Source organism: Ureibacillus sinduriensis BLB-1 = JCM 15800, from assembly GCF_000772955.1.
GTDB classification, from domain to species: domain Bacteria; phylum Bacillota; class Bacilli; order Bacillales_A; family Planococcaceae; genus Ureibacillus; species Ureibacillus sinduriensis.
This window is the reverse complement of the sequence record NZ_JPVO01000039.1, coordinates 54,317-75,936: the sequence shown is the minus strand read 5'-3', so window position 1 is coordinate 75,936 and position 21,620 is coordinate 54,317. Positions and strand designations below refer to the sequence as shown.

Below are 21,620 nucleotides of genomic sequence, written 5' to 3'. Positions count from 1 at the left end.
GCACGATCACACCCGGAGTGACACGAAATCCTCCCTAATGTGACAAACCAAAATCATCTTAAGTTAAAAGTGTCCCAAACACATACACAATGAGACAAATCCGAAAATTGACAAGCTCGAACCCGCTCATAATGATGATAAAACAAAGATCTGTCAAACTCATAATGCACCGAGGCCACCACAATCGAAAACCGTTTGCCCCCAAACTTACACCTTAACTGATTCTAACTCCGCCTTCCCATAATTTTGTCTATTCTTAGTCATATATTTAAAGTACATCTTTTAGCAGACGATTCATTCATTGAGTTCATAAATTTCATTCCTTTAAAATAGGGCTATGGAGGAACGAACCATGACGAAAATCTATGAGCTAAGCGAAAAGAAACGGCTGGAAACAATCGAATTTTTAACTTTATATAAAAATGAAAATGCTTTACCTGAAAGTTGGTTAAGAGGGCGATTGGATGAGATCAATCGGCTCCGAGAGTTTATTCCAACGACGGAAGAGCTAATCTTTGGCGCTAGGGTCGCGTGGAGAAATAGTAACCGATGTATAGGAAGACTTTTTTGGAATTCATTGCAGGTGTTTGACGAAAGACAGTTAGAAACTGAGGAAGAGATCTACAGGGCACTGCTCCGGCATATTGAATACGCTGCTAATGGAGGGAAAATTCGTCCGGCGATTACCATTTTTAAGGCCGATTGCATAAGAATATGGAACTATCAATTGCTCCGGTACGCGGGGTATGAAACAGCCGATGGAATTATAGGCGACCCCGATTCCATTGAACTGACAAAGATATGTGAAGCGCTAGGCTGGAAAGGCAAACAAACACCGTTTGATATACTGCCACTGGTAATCCAGATAGGCACGAATACGCCTAGGTTATTTGATATTCCCGAAAGTTATGTATTGGAAGTGGTGATTCGACATCCACAAAATGAGGAATTAGCCCGTTTGAATCTGAAGTGGTATGCGGTGCCAATTGTTTCCAATATGAAGTTGAGTGTTGGTGGGATTGAATTTCAGGCGGCACCATTTAACGGCTGGTACATGGGAAGTGAGATAGGTGCACGGAACTTTGCGGATGTCACCCGTTATAATTTATTGCCTGCTGTTGCTGAAATCATGGGCCTGGATATAAAGTCGAATATCACACTTTGGAAGGATCGAGCTCTAGTTGAGTTGAATGTTGCTGTTCTTCATTCCTTTAAAGAGGACGGGGTTAGTATAGTAGATCATCATACCGCAGCCCAACAGTTTAAATTATTTGAAAAACAGGAAGAAGTGGCGGACCGCCAAGTGACAGGAAATTGGTCATGGCTGATCCCGCCCGTTTCACCTGCCACTACGCATATTTTTCATAAACCAATTGAAAATCTCATAAAAAAACCAAATTACTTTTATCAAAAAAACCCCTTTTAAATAGATTAGGAGCTTCCCAGGGTTACCGGGAAGCTCCTACAAACTGTGGAGAAGTGCTTATATCCATCATGTGAACTACCGATTTCGTCTCCCATCCATCGTGGGGCAATTTTGGGGTCTTCATTTGGCGGCCTGATTTGTAAAACAAACATTTTCATAACCGTCTCCAGATTTTTTAAGGTATTACTTGAAAGTGTAGTCAATGATTGATTCTTTCCAACGCTGAAGGAGCATTCTGGAAAAACTGAAAGACTCCTTTAACGTTTTCTTAAAATCATATCAATCAATTCATCGCGGTCGATTAAATACACATCGTTGGACTCCGCTAATTTTTCGGCCTGTCTTGTAAAATAGCTATTGGTCACAACCCATCCCTGAGTCGCTTCGTACATTCTCAAAGCGCCGATAATTTCCTGTACGGCTTTCACCCCGACAGTCCCGGAATAGCGTTTCGCTTGAACGGCGATTACCTCTTCTCGATCTTCCAGGATTAAATCGGCTCCATAATCACCGGATGCCTTAGTGTAGGAAACATGATAGCCACGTTTGTTAAAAAGGTGACCCAAATATTCCTCGAACTCTTCACCTGTCATTTCATCGATTTCTTTAATGCCGGCTTTTCTTAAACGAGCCGAACCTCTAGTACTAAGCCAGATCTTAAAAATAATGAGCAGCAGCAAGGAAGTAACGATTGCTGTAATGGCCCCGTTTGCTGTTCGAGTATAGTGCCATCCGGCGTAGCCGATAGCAAGCAGTATGAGTATCGGAACTAACCGAATGCGTGATTTCTTTTTTTCTTTGTTCTTTCCCAACAAGGTAAACCCCTTTTATTACAATTTATACTATTATAACATAAAAAGGGTACATACGTTTGCTTTCGCCTCTTTTAAAATTTATAAATATCGATCCTTTGCCCCGATATTAGCGGTAAAGAATAAAATGAGCGCCGATACGATAAATAGAATGTTCGGCGAGTTCCAGCTTCCTGTAACATCATGTAGAAATCCGAATAATACCGGCCCTGTTGCTGCGAGCAAGTAACCGATGGATTGAGCGAATCCGGAAATCTGTGCCGCTTCATAGGCAGTTTTTGTACGTAAGGTGAAAAGCATCATGAGAATTCCAAACGAAGCCCCGCCAGCCAACCCGATACAAATCATCCATAGTACGGTGAAATCTGTCAACTTAAGAAATAGTCCTACAAATCCTATAATATAAAGAATGGTAAACATATATACAAATGGACGTTGTGAACGCAGCTTCTCCGCAAATATCGGTATAAGGAATGTCATTGGAATTTGCGACATTTGCATCACGGAAGTCAACCAGCCTGCTTTGTCGGCACTATAGCCCTGTGAAGCTAATATTTCTGGTAACCAGGAAATGGAGCAATAAAATAAAAGCGATTGGAATCCCATCGCAAATGCAATCGCCCAAGCTAGAGGCTTTTTCCATATTTTAATTTCAGGAGTATTGGACGAATTGCTCGAAATTGCATTTAAGTCAACTTTTTCCCCGCGAAGCAGCGGCAACCAAATAATTAGTGTGATCAAAGTTAAAATACCCGCTATCGATAGCGCACCTTGCCAACCCCAAGAAGTATTGGTTGCTATTGGATTGCTGATACCGACGGAAACGGCGGCTGAAATATTCATGGATACGGTATAAATACCGGTCAATAAGCCGATATGCAATGGATATTTCAATTTAAAGAAACCGGGAACCAATACATTCCCAAAAGAAATGGCGATGCCGATTAATACTGTTCCGAAAATGAGCATTGATGTTGATCCGAGTGAACGTAAAACAATACCTATTGTAAGCAAAATAATGGAATAAAATAATGTATATTCCATCCCGATCCTGCGTGAGATACGTGGTGCGAAGGGGGATACTACGGCAAAGGCAAGTAATGGAATCGTAGTTAAAAAGCCTGCAAGGAAATATGAGATCCCAAGTCCTTCTCTTATAGAGGGAATAACAGGTCCAACACCGGTTAATGGAGATCTCATTGTGCTTGCAAGGAAAATAATTGCCACGACAAAAACCAATGTCGAAGTTGTGGTATGCAATTTTTTCGTTTTATGAGTTGTATCAATCGTTTCCATATTATCCCTCCAGTAATGTATGTGAAAATTCTACAAATTAAAAAATAGACTATTTCATGTTAAACTATTGTTTAAACAACTTCTATCTTACATCTTAATTTGACTTCGGGATAGTGGTGATTTCAATAAAATCACATAACTTCGATGTATGTACAACTGGAATTTATTAATGAAACTCTGGGTAAACTTCCAAGAAAAACGGATGCCAAAAGATGCCGGCTTATTTCTCGGGAAGGGAATCCGCCACCAATGTGGGGAACTTCTATCCTGTCAGGAATGCATTATAAAAGATAGTGACATCACTATCAAAGTTAACATACCATCGCATCTGTGATGGTTTTTATTTTTTCGCGGCATACGTTTCTCTAGGAAAGATTGGACATACTGAAATAGAGTGTATTTTAAAGGAGATTTTTTTGCATGAGTGACAAAAATAGTAAGACAAATAATCAACCAGAGCTTAAAAGGAGCTTGAAAAGTCGCCACATTGCGATGATCTCTCTCGGTGGAACAATAGGGACAGGCCTATTTTTGGCCAGTGGGGCATCGATAGCGCAAGCTGGACCGGGTGGCGCACTTGTCGCATATGTAGTAATCGGGATAATGGTATATTTCCTGATGACAAGTCTTGGGGAGATGGCTGCTTTTATGCCTACTTCGGGATCCTTTAGTACATATGCAACGAAATTTGTAGACCCTGCCTTTGGTTTTGCAATGGGATGGAATTATTGGTATAACTGGGCAATTACGATTGCCGCGGAAATTTCTGCAGTGTCGCTTATTATGAAATATTGGTTCCCTGATAGCTCATCTGCTCTATGGACAGTGTTGTTTATTGCGGTTGTATTGACATTCAACCTGCTATCAGTAAGAGCTTATGGGGAAAGCGAGTATTGGTTTGCAATGATTAAAGTCGTGACAGTCATTGTCTTTATCGTTGTGTCGTTCTTAATGATCTTCGGCATTTTAAAAGGTCATGATCCAATCGGGTTTGAGAACTTCTTTGTGGGGGATGCTCCATTTAATGGTGGGTTCCTGGCCATTTTCGGTATTTTCCTGGCGGCAGGTTTTTCATTCCAAGGAACCGAATTGCTAGGAATTACAGCAGGAGAAACAGATGACCCGGGGAAAAATATCCCTAAAGCTGTTCGTTCTGTATTTTGGAGAATTTTGCTCTTTTACATCCTGGCCATTTTGGCAATCGGCTTACTGATTCCATATACAGATTCAAGATTATTATCCGAGGACATAGCAGTTTCTCCATTTACATTAGTATTTGATAAATTAGGAATTGCTTTTGCCGCATCCGTAATGAACGCGATCATTTTAACGGCAATGCTTTCTGCAGGAAACTCTGGCCTTTATGCATCATCACGCATGTTATGGCAGCTGGCTGTAGATGGCAAGGCCCCGAAAATCTTTGCCAAGCTATCTAAACGGGGAATTCCTGTCTATGCTTTGCTCGCAACACTGGCTGTTGGGTGTCTTGCATTCCTATCCTCCTTTTTTGGTGATGGAGTTGTATACATGTGGCTATTAAATGCATCCGGTTTATCAGGATTCATTGCTTGGGTAGGGATCGCAATCAGTCATTACCGTTTCCGTAAAGCCTATGTAATACAAGGTCATGATGTAAACTTACTTCCTTATAAAGCGAGATTTTATCCTTTCGGGCCATTATTTGCGCTAATCGTTTGCATAATCGTGATTGTTGGGCAAAACTATACAGCCTTCTCATTAGGATCAATCGATTGGTACGGAATTGCCGTATCTTATATTGGGATTCCGCTCTTTATTGCATTATGGATAGGCTATAAAATAAAATACAAAACGAAAATCGTACCTCTGGAAGAGTGCGATGTAGATACACATAGGTAGTTTGCAAAATCGGTAAAATTCAATTTGATGAGTTTTGCCGATTTTTTATATATTAGAAATTTGAACTTTCTTTTATTTTCGCTAGGCGTAATTGCTATAATAGACATAGTAAATTCAGTACGAGAGGTAAAGGGAGTAGAGGAATATGGCAGTATCAACGGGCTTTTTGAAGAAAATTGAGCGATGGGCGGTAGATGAAAACTCAGGGGAGATTCTATTTTTGCCATTTCAAGCAGACGGCAATCCCTATAAATCGAGGGTGTTGCTTGTAGGAGCAACGCCAGAGCCATTTTTGCAGGTGGATGCATCCGATTTTCAAGTTTTTGCTGAGACATTAGTGGACACAACTTTATTTGGCGATTTATTTCAATATGAGGTGATGGAAGCATCACGTGAATATAAAGGTTCTTTGAACTTTGCATCATGGGTGAAAGAACATTTCCATGAACAGATTGTCCATTCCAGCATTAACTGCCTAAATTTGGAGAATGATGAATTGAAAGCATTAAGAAAAGAGCAAGACCCTCTGTATGGGGAAGGTTTTAAAATATTTAAGGAAGTAATGGAAGAATTTGAGCCCGAAGTTTTAATCGTCCAAGGATCAAATACGTTCAAACTGTTTATGGAACAATTCAGAGTTCTGTTGGAGGATGTTGAAGTTGAAGATCTAACATTGTCGGTGCAGGCTTTGGAGCAAAAAGGGGTTATTGCAAAATTGCGTTTAACTAGTGGCCGAAATGTGAATATTTTGGTTTGCAGGAGTATGGGGGCGTTTGGTAAGGAAGGGAAAACGTTTGGGGAACTTAAAGCGAATCTGAAAAAATTACTGAAATAGGTAGCAATAGATAGTGTGATTTGAAGTAAAGACGAACGTTTCTAATAAAAACCATATAATAAACAGCTAATTTCCGAATAATTAGAATCATCTTATTATTTGATGTGTTATTGCATTCAATAGAATCCATGTTTATAATGAGGACATTCTTAACGAAAACTTAACAATTGGCTGTTTAAAACAGCCTTATATTTCACTCATATAATAGCGGGAATATGGCTCGCAAGTTTCTACCGACTTACCGTAAATAAGTTGACTATGAGAGAGACAATGTTTAGATTCGAATGCTCCTTTGGAGGCAATTTCGATTCTATTAACTTTCGAACCTACAACTCGGGAGACTTGTTCTGCTCATAGCGGAATAAGTTTTCCGGGTTTTTTTAGCTAATACAAACCATAAAGAGAGGAAATTCAAGCATGAAATTATTAAAAGACAAGATTCTTAAAGAAGGAAAAGTACTATCAGATACGGTGTTAAAGGTAGATTCTTTTTTAAATCATCAAATCGATCCGCTGTTAATGAAAGAAATTGGGGATGAATTTGCGAACCGCTATACAGATGAAATCATCACGAAGATCTTAACAATTGAATCTTCAGGTATTGCGCCAGCTACAATGCTAGGGCTGACAATCGGCGCACCGGTCGTCTTTGCCCGCAAACGAAAATCGTTGACACTTTCATCAAACCTATATTCTTCAAAGGTACACTCATTTACTAAAAATGAAACGAATGAAATATCGGTATCCAAAGACTTCCTATCGGCCGATGACAACGTATTGATCATTGATGATTTTTTAGCTAATGGGGAAGCGATAAAAGGCTTGCTGGATATTGCGGGGCAGGCTGGTGCAAATGTAATTGGCGTCGGAATTGTTATTGAGAAAGGCTTCCAACAAGGTGGGGCGCTTTTGCGGGAACAAGGAATTCGTATTGAATCTTTAGCAAACATTAAATCTTTAGAGAATGGGCAAGTCGAGTTTTTCGAGTAATAACAACTACATCGATAGAACATTAGGAGGAAATTGTTCACATGAATAATGTAAAAGCAACGACACTTGGTATTCAACATCTACTTGCGATGTACGCGGGAGCCATTTTAGTTCCACTAATTATCGGTGGCGCTTTAGGTTTTGATACAACACAAATGACGTATTTAGTAGCCATCGATATTATGATGTGTGGGATTGCAACACTTTTGCAAGTAATGAGAGGAAAAGCATTCGGTATTGGGTTACCTGTTGTTTTAGGGTGTACATTTACAGCGGTAAGCCCAATAATTGCAATTGGTTCCGATAAAGGGATTAGTGCAATCTACGGTGCAATCATTGCTTCCGGTCTTATTGTCATTGTAATTTCTGGCTTCTTCGGGAAATTGGTAAAGTTCTTCCCGCCAATCGTAACGGGGTCAGTTGTCACAATTATCGGTATTTCATTAATTCCGGTCGCAGTCAATAACATGGGCGGTGGCCAAGGTGCAGAGGATTTTGGTTCTGCCATCAATGTGTCTTTAGCTATGATTACATTACTTTTCATTCTATTAATCTATCGTTTTACGACAGGATTTACACGTGCGATCTCGATCTTGCTTGGACTAGTTGTAGGAACGGTGATTGCAGCTTTCTTCGGGAAAGTGGATTTCTCACCAGTAGTAGATGCTTCCTGGTTCCATATTGTTCAACCTTTCTACTTTGGAACACCGACATTTGATATTGGTGCCATTCTCACAATGACATTAGTAGCAATGGTTTCTTTGGTAGAGTCATCCGGAGTATATTTTGCACTTAGTGATATTACGAAACAACCAGTAGACTCAAAAGATTTATCTCGAGGATATCGTTCGGAAGGTTTGGCTTCCATCATTGGTGGCATCTTTAATGCTTTCCCTTATACAACGTTCTCCCAAAATGTAGGACTTTTAAAAATGACAGGTGTCAAAGAGCGCAAAGTCATCTTTATTACAGGTGCTTTATTAGTAGTGTTAGGTTTCTTGCCAAAAGTTGCGGCATTAACAACAATTATTCCGACAGCTGTATTAGGTGGAGCGATGCTGGCGATGTTCGGCATGGTCGTGACACAAGGGATTACAATGCTGGCTCCCGAAATTATGCGTTCTCCTGAGAATGCCATGGTTGCAGCCATTGCAGTTGGTTTAGGGGCAGGCGTTGTCTTTGTTCCAAACATCTTCGAAGTATTGCCGGAATGGCTTTCGGTTCTAACTTCAAACGGAATTGTTTGCGGCTCGGTGACGGCAATTATTTTAAATATTTTATTTAACATGATTGGACCGAAGAAGGTCGATGCGATGCAAGCACCATTAGAAGCACAATAAAAGTATATTAGGAAAACCCGGAGAGTCATGCAAGACGATCCGGGTTTTTTTATTTTACTAATTCATCCTCCAAATAGCTAAAAATCCCCGATAAGCTCGGTGCTTTAATAGATTCGTATCCTTGAAACCCCTCACTCTATAAAATATTTAAATATGATAACCTAATAATAGTTTAGGTTATACACTACTTAATTAGTATGGATGCTTTTTTCGGGTTCCTATAATAATTTCTTTCGCTTTTTACCGATTGAAAAATGAATTGCAAAGTTAGCCAAAAATAAAGAATTTATAAAGTTTCAAGATAAGGAAGAGTTAGATGATAAATTGTGTTCAGGGGGAAGGCAAATGAAGGCAAGGATATTGATTGTTGAGGATGACGTCGAAATTGCACGTGTCGTACGTGATACTTTTTTACGTGATGGCTATGAGATCACTTGGGCAACAACAGGTCTGGAAGGATTGGAGGATTTTCAAAAAGGCGTTTATGATGTGGTATTGGTTGATTTAATGCTACCGGAAATGGATGGCCTTGCTCTCTGCCAAAATATTCGCTGGAAAAGCGATGTCCCGATCATGATTATAAGTGCGCGCAAGGAAGATGAAGACAAGGTTGAAGGACTTCACTTAGGAGCGGATGATTACTTGGCAAAACCATTTAGCCTTGTAGAGCTTAAGGCCAGGGTAGAATCTTTGCTAAGAAGATGGCGCAGATATCAAGGGGCGGATAAGACAATAAGCGAGCGTATCGAGTATTTGCATGGTTTGGTCATCAGTTGGGAACACGAAACAGTTGAACTTAATAAGAAGGAAATTAATTTAACTTCGAAGGAATATGAACTGTTGAAATTATTGGCTCAAAACCCGCAAAGAATCTTTTCGAAGGAAGAATTGTATCAGCACGTATGGCAGCAATCAGATGCTGAAGGGACTCATACGGTGACCGTCCACATAAAATCGCTGCGAGAAAAGCTTTCAGACCCAGTAAAAAATCCATTGTTTATACAGACAATTTGGGGCAAAGGGTATCGATTTATAGGGGACCAATCATGAAGATAAAGCAATGGTTACTTGTATCCTACTTTCTTGTCATGGTGTTGCCATTGGCAGTAGCTTACCTATTGTTTGCTTGGATACAATCCTACAATGATGAGCAAAAGGTAGAGGAGTATTTTGCCGCCTCCATTAAATTGCAAAGTCTTCATTCAATCCTGGATGATCCACAATTGTATCAACCAAGAGTTGACCGAACCGAGGTGGAGGAACTTACCAGCAGCGAATTGCAAATTGCCTTATACAGCCAAGATGGATTCATTCTATATTCATCTGACCCGACAGCCACCTCCATGCAATATGGACTAACTAAAGAAAATCTTTATCAAAATCTATATTCATTGGAACAGGGTTATCGAGCTTTTAGTTATAAACAACCTGTCCTATCTGGAAATGAGCTTGTTGGGTTTTATGAAGTTCAAATTGCACGGGAACAATGGACAGAAGGTGTTGCAACCAGAAGTTGGGTAATGATCGGAATCTTTATTTCAGTGTTTTTAACAATTTTTATAGCCGTTGCATATCTTGTGAACCAAAAATTAACGAAAAGATTGTATCAACTAATGAAACAAATGATGGCTTTTGCAAGGGAGGAGGAAATTACAGAGCTTCCGGCAGGAAAAGATGAAATTGGGGAACTAACTTTGCATTTTTATAAAATGCGGAGAGAAATAGAAGCAGCCCGAGAACTGATTGATAGGGAACAGCGAGAAAAGGAATACATGATTGCGTCCATTTCCCATGATTTGAAAACACCTTTGACTTCCATAAGTGCTTATGCAGAATCTCTTTTCTCCGAAAGAGACCTAACCGCTAGTGAACGTGATGATTATCGCAAAATAATAATGGACAAAGCCCAGTATATGAAACAAATGATTGATGATCTACTAATGTATAACTTACTACAATCCCCTAAATATGATATGGAGTTACTGGAGGTCGATGGGAGCGAGTTTTTCGAAATGCTCGTCTCTGATTATGAGCCACTTTGCAGGAAAAAGAACATTGAACTTGATGCTTCAAGTCAGGTGTCGGGGAATTACCAAGTGAATCCAAAGCAACTAATGCGCGTTAGCGACAATCTTATGAGCAACGCCATCTCATATACAAAAAATGGCGGTAGAATTTGGATGCATATCTTTTCTTTAGAGCAGATAACGAGTAAAGAGTGGATGTTTGATTTTGTTCAAGAGACAGCCCAACTAAATGATGAAAAAAGTGTCTATCTTATTGTTCAAAATGAAGGGGACGGAATTCCAAAAGATAAAATCGATTACGTATTCGACCCTTTATATCAAGTAGATCAAGCTAGAAGTAAAACCGACTCCCGAGGAACAGGATTAGGGCTTAGCATTACAAAACAAATTATCGAAAAACATGATGGGGAAATCCAGATCTATTCAAAATCTGGTGTAGGAACCTGTGTGATATGCAGAATACCAAAAAAACAAAAAAGGAATGGTGACAAAGTTGAAGATAGCTAGTACAGCCAAGGTGATTGGTTTGTTGGGAGTAATTATGATGGGGACATTTGGATGTTCTTCCGAAATGGGAAACCAATACTCACCGGAACAAGTCATTAATAATGCGTTAAAAGAGGAACAGACAATAAATAATTACTATGCCGAAGTTGAAATGTCCATGATCGGAGAGGCGGGGCAAGTAGAGAAAATCCTTCTGAAAGAATGGAATAGTGACGGGAAAAGAAAGGTTGAGACTGAAAAGGAAGATGGAAGTGAGTATAACGTTGCCATCAATGATGGGAAGAAACTTATTAGCTACCAACCGGATTTAAAACAGGCGTTTATAGTTGAAGATGAAGAATTGCTTGCACTAAATCAAGTCTCTCCTAAGCAACAGGCAGAGCAGATATTATCAGTTATTAAAGATAGCCACGAAATTTCAACAGAGGGTGAAGAAGAAATTCTTGGCCGTTCTACTTACCACCTAAAAGCAACTCAAAAAGAGGAAAATGGACTTCTTGGTGACCAAGAAATCTGGGTGGATAAGGAAAATTGGATGGTCTTAAAATCAATCTCAACAACTGGAGATTTTAAGGTCGAAATGGTCTATACCAAACTTGAGCTTGAAGCTGATATCCCTGAAGATACCTTTACTCTCGATTTGCCGGATGATGTTCAAGTCCAGGATTTATCCGACTCTGTAAGCGATTCAGAGGAAATTACCCTTGAAGAAGCCGTGACGAAGATTGGAAAGCCATTTCATTACGTAAAGGAGGAGGCAGGACTAACTATTTCAAGAATTGAAGTAGTGGAACTAAAGGGAGAGTTAAATCGAAACGAAGTAAATATTGATTACCAAAAGGACGGCTTGCCGTATTTTACAATGACGGTGTTTAAGTCCCCGGAAGATGCTGGGGAAGGCACGGAAATGATGCCCGGGGAGAAAGCCGTTAAAATCCGCAATCATGAAGCTTCCTTTATGGATTTGGACGAATTCCGTTCGGTTAGTTGGCAAGAAGAGGGGTTGAATTATAATATTCTATTCATTGATCCGAATTTAACGATTGATGAGATCAACTCCATCGTTTCAGATATGGCACGTGCAGGGGAAGAGTAAAAACAAGGTTCACTTATTCATAGATTGCTTTTGATACGGGCGATTTCCGTCAAGCCATATCGGTCAAAAGTTGAAATCGGGGCACTTTAACTAAACGGATAAGATGGTTGAATGACACAAACCACACCGTTAAAAATAGGCTAATCTCATAGGGTGTATTCGCGCCCTATGAGATTGCCTTTTTTAAATGCTTTGAATTTCCTCTAAAGTGGGTAGTGCCTCGATGGCGCCAACTTTTTCGCAAACTTTCGCGGCAACTTTGTTGCTGAAGCGGACTATATTCTGCCAGTCCCCGAAACTTAAACTTCGGGGTGCTGCTATCTTGCCAAGCTGGTATAAAGTTGCGCCTACAAATGCATCTCCAGCTCCGGTCGTATCTACTGCATGAATCGGGATGCTGGGGATAGTAGCCGTCTCTCCTTTAAAGGAAAGAAAGGTCCCTTTCTTTCCAAGTGTTATGGCAATGCATTCCGCACCAAGTGCATGAAGCTCGAAAACAGCTTTTGTGATATCTGGTTCACCTGTCAGCAAAAGTAACTCTTCATCACTTACCTTTAAAAAATCACATCTTGCAATTAAATCTCGGGCCAGTTTGATGAATTCCACTTCGTCCCCCTTCCATAAATCTGAACGATAGTTGGGGTCAAAAGAGATGTAAGACTGCTTGACTTTAGCTGCTTCAATGAAGGATTTATAAGTGTCTTTTAACCGGCCTGGAAGGAGGGCGGTTGCAGAGCCGAAGTGGGCAATTTTCATGGAATCCAAAGTATGAAGCGGCACGTCCTCAATTGATAAATTAGCATCTGCTCCCCGATTGAAAATAAAGTCACGCTGTCCATCTTCCTGCAATGAAACAAAGGCTAACGTGGTTGGGAGAGTAGAATCTTTAACTAGGAGTGTTGTATTTACATTTGCTTGTTCCAATGAGTTCTGCAAATAATCACCGAAAGCATCATTCCCGACTTTTCCACAAAAATGAGCTTCTCCCCCAAGTTTTGCAATGGCGGCACAGACATTTGCAGGAGCCCCACCAGCCCGTTTCATAAACGCTTCGCTATCTGCTAAGTTGGTATTTCGGTCGGTGCTGAAGAAATCAATTAAAAGTTCGCCTACACATAAAATTGGTTGATTCATATTCGTATGTCCTTTCAATGATCTACTACTTACTACTTATTTCTTATTTCGGTTAAGTAAATGGAAAATCCTCCACAAGAGAAAGTTTTAAAAAAAACCTTCGACAAAATTTATTATATAAAAATACTGAAAAGAAAGTACTGCTAATAAAAGTATAAAAGTAATACAGGATGTAACTTCTGCTTAAAGTTATATGGAAATGATACTTCTAAAAAATGTCGACATATTTCTTGAGAAGGTGTAAAAATAAATATTGAATATTTTGAAAATATTGATAATATAAAATAAAATCCAAGTAAACAAAGGTGAACCCACATGCTCAAAAATATAAAATCTTGTATTTCGCCCGATTTAGTGAAAATTCTTATGGAAATGGGTCATGGAGATGAAATTGTTCTAGCTGACGGCAACTTTCCGGCCGCCTCCCATACGAAAAGACTTGTGAGGTTGGATGGAAACGAGACTCCGGAAATACTAGAAGGCATATTACACCTAATGCCTTTGGATACGTATGTTGAATATCCGGTTTCCTTGATGATGCACGGTGTAGAAGTAAGTCGGCCTTCCATTTGGCAAGTATATGAAGAGATTGTGAGAAATGAAGAGAACCATTTTAAAGCGCAATATTTAGAACGCTTCGATTTCTACGAAAGGGCAAAAAGTGCTTATGCCATCGTTGCTACCAGCGAAAAAGCGCTCTATGCAAATATCATCTTAAAAAAAGGTGTTGTAACAGAATAGGAGAATGTGAATGTTTGCTGAAGAAAGGCAAATACAAATAGTGAGAGAGCTTAATGTTCATGGGAACGTTAAGGTTGCCCAGTTAAGTGAAAAGTTTAAGGTCACTGTTGAAACCATTCGCCGGGATCTTGAAAAACTGGAAGCTGAGAATAAATTGGTCCGTACCCATGGTGGAGCTATTGCAGTTGAAAGTCGGGATGATGATGAAATTCCTTTTAACGACCGAACGATTTTAAATCGTGAGGAAAAATTGAGTATTGTAAATGTTGCAAAACAGCTCATTCAAGAAAAAGATGTCATATTTCTGGATGCTAGTTCAACATCGCTCTATTTAGCTAAAGAACTTCCGAATCTTAATTTGACCGTTATAACTAATTCCATCTTAATCGCCTATGAATTATTTAGTCGTTCAAACATACAAGTTGTGATGACAGGCGGCAACCTAACCAAATCCTCTCTATCGCTTGTAGGGCCATCTGCTATTCGGACTATCAAGTACTACCATATCAATAAAATCTTTTTTTCATGTAAAGCTTTTGATATGGACCGGGGCATCAGTGATTCAAATGAACAACAAGCTGCTGTCAAAAGAGAAGTCATTGAAATGGCGGAGGAGAAGATATTACTTCTTGATTATTCAAAAATAAAAAAGCGTTCCTTTGTATTTATTGAAGATATGAATGTGCTTGACTATTTGATTGTCGATAGGAAGGCAGATCTACAATACTTGCAAAAACTAAAGAACTCGGAAATCAAATTACTTGTCGGAGAGTAGTGAAATTACACGAAAGCTGGGGGTGAACGGGGATGACAAAACTGTTAGAAATGCGAGGTATATCTAAAGCGTTTCCAGGAGTTCAAGCCTTATCAAATGTCTCAATCGATCTTAACAAAGGGGAAGTACTTGCTTTGATTGGTGAAAATGGAGCAGGGAAATCCACATTAATGAAAATTCTGACAGGCATCTATAAGGCGGATCAGGGGGAAATTTCCCTAAATGGTGAAAAGGTCGAGATTCCGGACACAAAACGCGCGGCTGAATTAGGAATATCAATGATTCACCAGGAATTGAACCTAATGAAGGATCTGACGATTGCCGAGAATATTTTCATCGGGAGAGAACCAAAAGGTTTAATGAACTTGTTCATTAAGGATCATGAGTTGAACCAAATGACAAGAGACCTGTTCAATCAACTCTCACTCGATTTGGATCCCAAGACAAAGATTGAACAATTGACAATTGCTAAGCAACAAATGGTAGAAATTGCGAAAGCGCTTTCGTATGAATCGAAAATTTTGATAATGGATGAACCCACTACTGCGTTAACGGAGCCGGAAATTGATGTGCTCTTTGAAATCATTGAAAATCTGAAGAAATCCGGTGTAGGAATTATTTATATATCACATCGAATGGATGAACTGAAACGTATTTCAGATCGAATTGCCATTATGCGTGATGGGGAATATGTCGACACACTAAAAACTAGCGAGACAGATATAAAACAAGTGATCCATCTCATGGTTGGACGTGAAGTTTACGTAGAATCAAAACCAAATATTCAAAGGGATGATAGAGAAGTTGTATTAGAAATGAAAAATGTCTCCACTAATACAAATGTTAAAGGAGTATCGTTTGCTTTACGAAAGGGAGAAATTTTGGGATTCGCAGGATTGATGGGCGCCGGTCGTACAGAAGTTGCAAATGCGATTTTTGGAATCGATAAGATAAAATCCGGTGAAATTTATTTACACGGCAAAAAGGTGAAAATATCGAATCCCACTCAAGCAGTGCAAAAAGGGATTGGATTTTTAACGGAGGATCGCAAGCATTTAGGTTTGCTATTGGATATGGACGTAAAGACAAATGTAACTCTAGCTTCCGTGCAAAATTTCCAAAGAGCGGGCTTTGTGCAGGAAGATAAAATTGCGAAGACAGCCGAACATTTTGTGGAGAAGCTAAAAATAAAAACGCCTTCCATTCACCAACAAATCCGATTTTTGTCAGGAGGGAATCAGCAGAAAGTTGTTATTTCAAAATGGCTCTTAAGAGATTGCGATATTTTAATATTCGATGAACCGACGCGTGGTATTGATGTGGGAGCGAAAGGCGAGATTTATAGGTTGCTGGAGGATTTGGCGAGTCAAGGGAAATCCATTATCATGATTTCCTCGGAGCTGCCGGAAATCTTAAGAATGAGTCATCGAATTGCCGTCATGTCGGAGGGAAGAATGACGGGAATACTCAATGCATTGGATGCTAGCCAAGAAAAAATAATGGAACTTGCAACAGCTTATAGAGAATGAAAGGGGGCGGCAATTTTGAAAGCGGATTCAATACAGGGGCAATTGGAAGCGCCAAAATTGAAAAAGACAACAGGTGGTAAATTGCAGCAATTTTTGGCAATTGGAAGTTTGGTAGTTTTGGTCATCTTTTTCTCGATAGCTTCACCGAATTTCATGCAGTGGAGTAATATTATCGGTATTTTACTTTCAACAGCGGTCATCGGGATTTTGGCGTTGGGAGCAACATTCGTCATAATCACGGGGGGGATTGATTTATCAGTCGGCACTGTCATGACCTTAAGCTCTGTCATGACAGGAATCATCATCGTGAATGCGAACTTGCCGCTGATCTTTGGAATCATCGGAGGTATTTTAACAGGGGCACTATGTGGGATGCTTTGTGGATTTGCAATCACCAAACTCGGTATACCACCATTCGTTGCAACACTTGCAATGATGATGATTGCCAAAGGGTTGGCTTTAGTAATATCAGATGCGGCACCTATATATTTTACCGACCATGAAATGTTCTCAAAGATTGCCCTTGGGACTATCATCCCGGGGATTGATATACCGAATGCGGTTCTTATCTTCTTCATATTGGGTATTATCGCTGCCGTCATTTTGTCCAAAACAATCCTTGGTCGATTTAATTTTGCGATTGGAAGCAATGAAGAGGCGACAAAACTATCGGGAATTAGTGTCGATCGATGGAAAATCGCAATTTATGGGTTGGCGGGTGTATTTACAGGAATTGCCGGTGTGCTAATGGCTTCACGTCTTAATTCGGCCCAACCAGCTCTTGGTCAAGGGTATGAGTTGGAAGCAATTGCAGCCGTGGTAATTGGGGGGACATCATTAAGCGGAGGAAAAGGAACTATTATCGGGACGATTATTGGTGCCTTAATAATGAGCGTACTAACGAATGGATTGCGTGTACTTTCCATCCCGCAGGAGTGGCAGACAGTTGTAGTTGGAGTGGTTATTATCTTTGCCGTATATATGGATATTTTACGCAGAAGGAAAAAGTAATACCAAAGTGAATGTTGAATATGGTATTAAGCCATTAATGGCTAGTATACAAGACAGTAATATCCAAGGGGGATGTTTCAATGAAAAGACGTTATTGGTTAATGGGGATTATGCTATTGCTAGGATTATTGCTGGTGGCATGCAGTGAAGAGGAGAGTGATTCGTCTGGTTCTGCTGATTCACAAGGTTCAACTGATGCACCCGCAGAGAGTAGCGACAAGCCGTATGTAGCAATCGTCTCGAAAGGCTTTCAGCATCAATTCTGGCAAGCGGTGAAAGAAGGGGCTGAACAAGCTGCTGAAGAATTTGATGTAGACATTACATTTGAAGGCCCTGAAAGCGAATCGCAAGTCGATAAACAGATTGAGATGCTTCAAGCGGCATTGGATAAAAAACCTGACGCGATCGGATTTGCAGCACTGGATTCCCAAGCATCGGTAGGTTTATTGGAAACAGCAAAAAGTCAAGATATCCCAATCATTGCTTTTGACTCGGGTGTGGATAGCGATATTCCATTAGCGACTGCATCGACTGACAATGAAGCAGCAGCAGCACTTGCAGCGGATAAAATGGCCGAATTGATTGGGGAAGAAGGAAAGGTTGCTTTAGTTGTTCATGACCAAACTTCTATTACAGGTATTAGCCGCCGAGATGGATTCGTCAACCAAATCGAAGAAAGGTATCCAAATATTGAAATAGTAGACATTCAGTATGGCGGTGGCGACCATTTGAAATCCACAGATTTGGCAAAAGCGATTATGCAAGCGCATCCGGATTTAAAAGGTATTTTCGGTTCCAATGAAGGTTCAGCAATCGGCGTTATCAATGCTGTTCAAGAAATGAATAAAGTGGGGGAAATTACCCTAGTTGGATTCGATTCTGGTAAACAGCAAATTGATGCAATTAAAAATGAGGTAATGGCTGGAGCTGTAACACAAAATCCGATGGGGATCGGTTATGAAACGGTGAAGGCTGCCGTTGCAGCGATTAATGGCGAAACAGTTGAAAAGCAAATTGATACCGGGTTCTATTGGTACGACAAAGAAAATATCGAGAGCGAAGAGATTCAATCGGCGATCTATGAATAAGTGAAGGTGAGTTGAGGAGCTGAAATAAGGCAGCTCCTCTTCAAAGGAGGCATCGGCATGGGAATTCGATGGGGAATACTGGGAGCAGCAACAATTGCAAAGGAAAAAGTCATGCCGGCTATTCAAAAAGCCGGTGGTGAGATTATTGCTATTGCCAGTAAATCCAATAATTTGAATGAAGTTAAAGAACAACACAAGATATCCTTCACTTTCGATGATTACGAACAGCTGTTGAAAGTCGAGGAAATAGAGGCTGTCTACATTCCATTACCCAATAGTGAACATTTTCATTGGGTCATGAAATCAATCGAATATGGAAAGCACGTTTTAGTGGAAAAGCCGATTGTTCTTACAAAAGGCGAGCTATTGCAGATTAAAGAGAAAGCGAGTGAAAAGGGCTTATTCATTCTCGAAGCTTTCATGTATCGGCATCATCCGCAAATTAAAGAGGCGAAACGGTTGCTAGACGAAGGCACTATTGGGGATATCGTGACGGTTCGTAGTCAGTTTCATTTTGAACTGCTGGATTGGGAAAATGATATTCGCGTTAACCCCTCGCTTGGTGGCGGTGTTTTGCGGGATATCGGTTGTTATTGCATTAATATTCAACAATTATTCCTGGAAGAGAATGTAACTGAATTGCAAGTAATCCACTCTAAAAGAGCTGCTCTGGATGTTCATATCGCAGCAAATATCCTCTATGAAAATGGAGTGCTGGGAATTATGGATTGCAGTTTTTATGGAAGCTTCACTCAAAATGTGGACATTGTTGGCACAAAAGGCACCATGCGGTTGCCATACGCCTTTCGGACAGACCTCAATGAACATACGGGTGTAATCGAAATAGTGAGAGGTGAAGAGATGGAGCGGGTTTATTTGGAAGGGGATGCTTATCATTTGCAGATTGAACATTTCCACCATGTGCTATTGGGAGAATCGGAATCTAGCTATGCTTGGAATGAAATGTTAATGCAAATGGAGTTATTGGAGCAACTTCAATATGAACTGGAGAGAGGGGCCGGCATATGTCAAAAGTGATAGAAGAGCTTCAGAAATATGCAAAGGAATTAGTAAGCAGTGGTCTAGTTGTTGGTGCGGGAGGAAACTTGAGCATGAGAGATGGGGAATATATGTATATTTCTCCAAGTGGGTACGACTTAAAAGAAATTGCTGACCATGAGTGGGTGAAAGTGCATATCGAAACAGGGCACCATGAAAGCGAGATTCGTCCTTCCTCGGAAGTATTAATGCATCTAGAGTGTTTCCGAAATAATTCAAGTATCAACGCATGTTTACATGCCCATCCCACGTACTCTGTCGCCGTCGCCACTGCAGGCAAGGAAATTCCACCGTTATTTCCGGATTTCCCGGCAATGGTAAAAAAAGTGGGCTATATCGATTATGTTATCCCGACAACTTCATTGCTTGCCGAAAAGGTTGCCGAATTAGTGAGCGACACGGATGTCATGATAATGCGTAATCATGGTGTATTAACCGTAGGAAAGACGATGAAGGAAGCATTCTTCTTTATGCAGCTGACAGAGGAATCTGCCAAAGTATTTACCTACAGTTCCATATTGGGTGAGCCACGTATCCTAACAGAGGAAGAGTGCGGTGCATTACGAAATCTATCTGCGGAAAAATACCGTGCAAAACTTTTAGAAAGATAGGGAGGTGCTAACGTGACGGTCGTATTAGCATATGATCTAGGTGCTTCCAGTGGACGATTAACTGCTCAAAAGTTTGATGGAGAAAGCTTGAGTTTATCAGAAGTTCATCGGTTTAAAAATGAACCAATCCAAATAGGAAAACATTATTACTGGGATTTTCCTTCCATCCTCAAAAATTTGAGTGAAGGTTTGAATAAAGCAGAAAACAATGCAGCCTCATTAGGGATTGATACTTGGGGCGTTGATATAGGTCTATTAAATACAAAAGGAAAGTTAATATCCAATCCATTTTCCTATAGGGATACACATACCGTCCCTTTTGTTCAAGAACTAGAGAAGACAATCAGTCATAATGAGTTGTTTAAGCGGACAGGTAATGAAGTATCTCCGATCAATACTTTGTTTCAATTAAGGATGATTCAAGAACATCACCCATTTTTTTTGGAAGAGGCAAAGGAGATATTACTCATGCCGAATCTATTTATCCATGCGTTATCCAATGAGATTGTGAATGAAAGAACCATTGCTTCGACGACACAGTTGTTAAATATTCATTCATCTCAATGGGATGAAGAGTTAATCCACTCCATATTCAAACGGTCATTGCCTTTAAGTTTGATCGACAATCCGCATCAAATTATTGGAAAAATTTCGGATTTTCCTTCTATTAAGGCGGCCCTAGTACCTGGCCATGATACGGCTTGTGCTTTATCCGCTTTGCCGATTGAAGAGGGCGATGCAATGTTTATTAGCTTAGGGACATGGGGAGTAATCGGTATGGAAATTAAAGAACCTGTGCTAACAATGGATGCTTTTAATGGCGGTTTTACGAATGAGAGAACAAGTGAAGGGGACATTCGATTCCAGAAAAATGCGACGGGATTCTGGGTGATCCAGCAATTGCGGAAAGAGTGGAAACAACGTGGTATGGCCATAGATTTCGATGATGAAAGGGAGGCATTCCATAAAGCAGAACCATTTCAATCATTCATTCAGCCAGAGGATGCAAGCTTCTTTAACCCGAACTCCATGTCCAAAGCAATACAAGCATACTGTCACAATACGAATCAGCCTGTTCCCAACAATGTTGGGGAATTTGTTCGGTGTGTCAGCGAAAGCTTGGCAATGCAATATGCTGCTGTCATCAATCGGATGGAGGAATTGTCCAAACATAGCTGTTCAACCATATACATTGGTGGAGGCGGGGCTCAAAATGAAATTATTTGCCAGCTGATTGCAAATGCAGCAAACAAAAAAGTAGTGACAGGCCCTGCAGAAGCAAGTTCATTAGGAAATGGGCTCTCGCAGTTGAGGGCACTAGGGGAAATAGCTTCGCTGGATGAAGGACGGCAATTGATAAAACGATCCTTTCCAGCTAAAGAATATGAGCCACAACAAGCCGAAATGTGGCGGGAAATGAGCATACAATTTGCAGATGCACATATCAATAAGGGGGTTTCTTAAA

At 40.2% G+C, this 21,620-nt stretch carries 19 protein-coding genes and 1 riboswitch; of the genes, 16 read left to right on the top strand and 3 right to left on the bottom strand.

Features of this window, described 5'->3' with window-relative positions; genetic code table 11:
- The first annotated feature begins 352 nt into the window (after positions 1–352).
- Positions 353–1,426 (top strand): nitric oxide synthase oxygenase, encoded by a 1,074-nt coding sequence (locus tag CD33_RS03225; RefSeq protein ID WP_036198140.1) that lies wholly within the window; start codon positions 353–355, stop codon positions 1,424–1,426.
- Between the two features lie 257 nt (positions 1,427–1,683).
- Here CD33_RS03225 and CD33_RS03220 read toward each other — a convergent pair whose 3' ends face one another.
- Positions 1,684–2,238: a restriction endonuclease gene (locus CD33_RS03220; protein WP_036198138.1), complete on the bottom strand. Its 555-nt coding sequence runs from the start codon at positions 2,236–2,238 to the stop codon at positions 1,684–1,686.
- An 81-nt stretch (positions 2,239–2,319) separates the two neighbouring features.
- Complete coding sequence (locus CD33_RS03215; RefSeq protein ID WP_036198137.1) at positions 2,320–3,534, bottom strand: CynX/NimT family MFS transporter; 1,215 nt, start codon at positions 3,532–3,534, stop codon at positions 2,320–2,322.
- A 420-nt stretch (positions 3,535–3,954) separates the two neighbouring features.
- Between CD33_RS03215 and CD33_RS03210 the strand changes: the two genes are divergently transcribed.
- From CD33_RS03210 to CD33_RS03180, 7 genes are all read left to right on the top strand, one after another.
- Positions 3,955–5,412, top strand: a complete 1,458-nt coding sequence (locus CD33_RS03210; RefSeq protein WP_036198134.1) for an amino acid permease — start codon at positions 3,955–3,957, stop codon at positions 5,410–5,412.
- Between the two features lie 145 nt (positions 5,413–5,557).
- Positions 5,558–6,247, top strand: coding sequence for a hypothetical protein (locus CD33_RS03205; protein ID WP_036198133.1), 690 nt, complete (start codon positions 5,558–5,560; stop codon positions 6,245–6,247).
- A 177-nt stretch (positions 6,248–6,424) separates the two neighbouring features.
- Positions 6,425–6,526, top strand: a riboswitch (purine riboswitch).
- A gap of 138 nt (positions 6,527–6,664) precedes the next feature.
- Positions 6,665–7,237 (top strand): xanthine phosphoribosyltransferase, encoded by a 573-nt coding sequence (locus CD33_RS03200; RefSeq protein WP_036198131.1) that lies wholly within the window; start codon positions 6,665–6,667, stop codon positions 7,235–7,237.
- Positions 7,238–7,278: 41 nt separating this feature from the next.
- Positions 7,279–8,577 carry a nucleobase:cation symporter-2 family protein gene (locus CD33_RS03195; RefSeq protein WP_036198129.1) on the top strand — a complete coding sequence of 433 codons (1,299 nt, stop codon included), beginning with the start codon at positions 7,279–7,281 and terminating at the stop codon, positions 8,575–8,577.
- A gap of 345 nt (positions 8,578–8,922) precedes the next feature.
- The gene (locus tag CD33_RS03190) at positions 8,923–9,627 is read left to right on the top strand and encodes a response regulator transcription factor (RefSeq protein WP_036198127.1); all 705 of its coding nucleotides are present in this window, start codon (positions 8,923–8,925) and stop codon (positions 9,625–9,627) included.
- Positions 9,624–11,111 carry a sensor histidine kinase gene (locus CD33_RS03185; protein ID WP_036198125.1) on the top strand — a complete coding sequence of 496 codons (1,488 nt, stop codon included), beginning with the start codon at positions 9,624–9,626 and terminating at the stop codon, positions 11,109–11,111. The genes CD33_RS03190 and CD33_RS03185 overlap by 4 nt, the downstream gene beginning before the upstream one ends.
- Entirely contained in the window at positions 11,089–12,207 is a 1,119-nt protein-coding gene (locus CD33_RS03180; RefSeq protein ID WP_036198123.1) for a LolA family protein, read from the top strand. Before CD33_RS03185 ends, CD33_RS03180 begins: the two co-directional genes overlap by 23 nt.
- Positions 12,208–12,390: 183 nt before the next feature.
- On the opposite strand, the gene CD33_RS03175 is transcribed toward CD33_RS03180, so the two are convergent.
- Positions 12,391–13,341 (bottom strand): carbohydrate kinase family protein, encoded by a 951-nt coding sequence (locus CD33_RS03175; protein WP_036198121.1) that lies wholly within the window; start codon positions 13,339–13,341, stop codon positions 12,391–12,393.
- A 315-nt stretch (positions 13,342–13,656) separates the two neighbouring features.
- Between CD33_RS03175 and CD33_RS03170 the strand changes: the two genes are divergently transcribed.
- From CD33_RS03170 to CD33_RS03135, 8 genes are all read left to right on the top strand, one after another.
- On the top strand, positions 13,657–14,082 hold the full coding sequence (locus tag CD33_RS03170) for an RbsD/FucU family protein (RefSeq protein ID WP_036198119.1): 426 nt from the start codon (positions 13,657–13,659) through the stop codon (positions 14,080–14,082).
- 10 nt (positions 14,083–14,092) lie between these two features.
- Complete coding sequence (locus tag CD33_RS03165; RefSeq protein WP_036198117.1) at positions 14,093–14,857, top strand: DeoR/GlpR family DNA-binding transcription regulator; 765 nt, start codon at positions 14,093–14,095, stop codon at positions 14,855–14,857.
- Between the two features lie 32 nt (positions 14,858–14,889).
- Positions 14,890–16,386, top strand: a complete 1,497-nt coding sequence (locus tag CD33_RS03160) for a sugar ABC transporter ATP-binding protein (protein WP_036198114.1) — start codon at positions 14,890–14,892, stop codon at positions 16,384–16,386.
- A 15-nt stretch (positions 16,387–16,401) separates the two neighbouring features.
- A complete protein-coding gene (locus CD33_RS03155) occupies positions 16,402–17,397 on the top strand; it encodes an ABC transporter permease (protein ID WP_036198112.1) in 996 nt (331 codons plus the stop codon).
- Between the two features lie 101 nt (positions 17,398–17,498).
- Entirely contained in the window at positions 17,499–18,485 is a 987-nt protein-coding gene (locus tag CD33_RS03150; protein ID WP_373906679.1) for an ABC transporter substrate-binding protein, read from the top strand.
- Positions 18,486–18,542: 57 nt separating this feature from the next.
- Positions 18,543–19,523 carry a Gfo/Idh/MocA family protein gene (locus CD33_RS03145; RefSeq protein ID WP_036198108.1) on the top strand — a complete coding sequence of 327 codons (981 nt, stop codon included), beginning with the start codon at positions 18,543–18,545 and terminating at the stop codon, positions 19,521–19,523.
- A complete protein-coding gene (locus CD33_RS03140) occupies positions 19,511–20,155 on the top strand; it encodes a class II aldolase/adducin family protein (protein WP_036198106.1) in 645 nt (214 codons plus the stop codon). Before CD33_RS03145 ends, CD33_RS03140 begins: the two co-directional genes overlap by 13 nt.
- 12 nt (positions 20,156–20,167) lie before the next feature.
- A complete protein-coding gene (locus CD33_RS03135) occupies positions 20,168–21,619 on the top strand; it encodes a rhamnulokinase (protein ID WP_036198103.1) in 1,452 nt (483 codons plus the stop codon).
- Position 21,620: the final 1 nt, after the last annotated feature.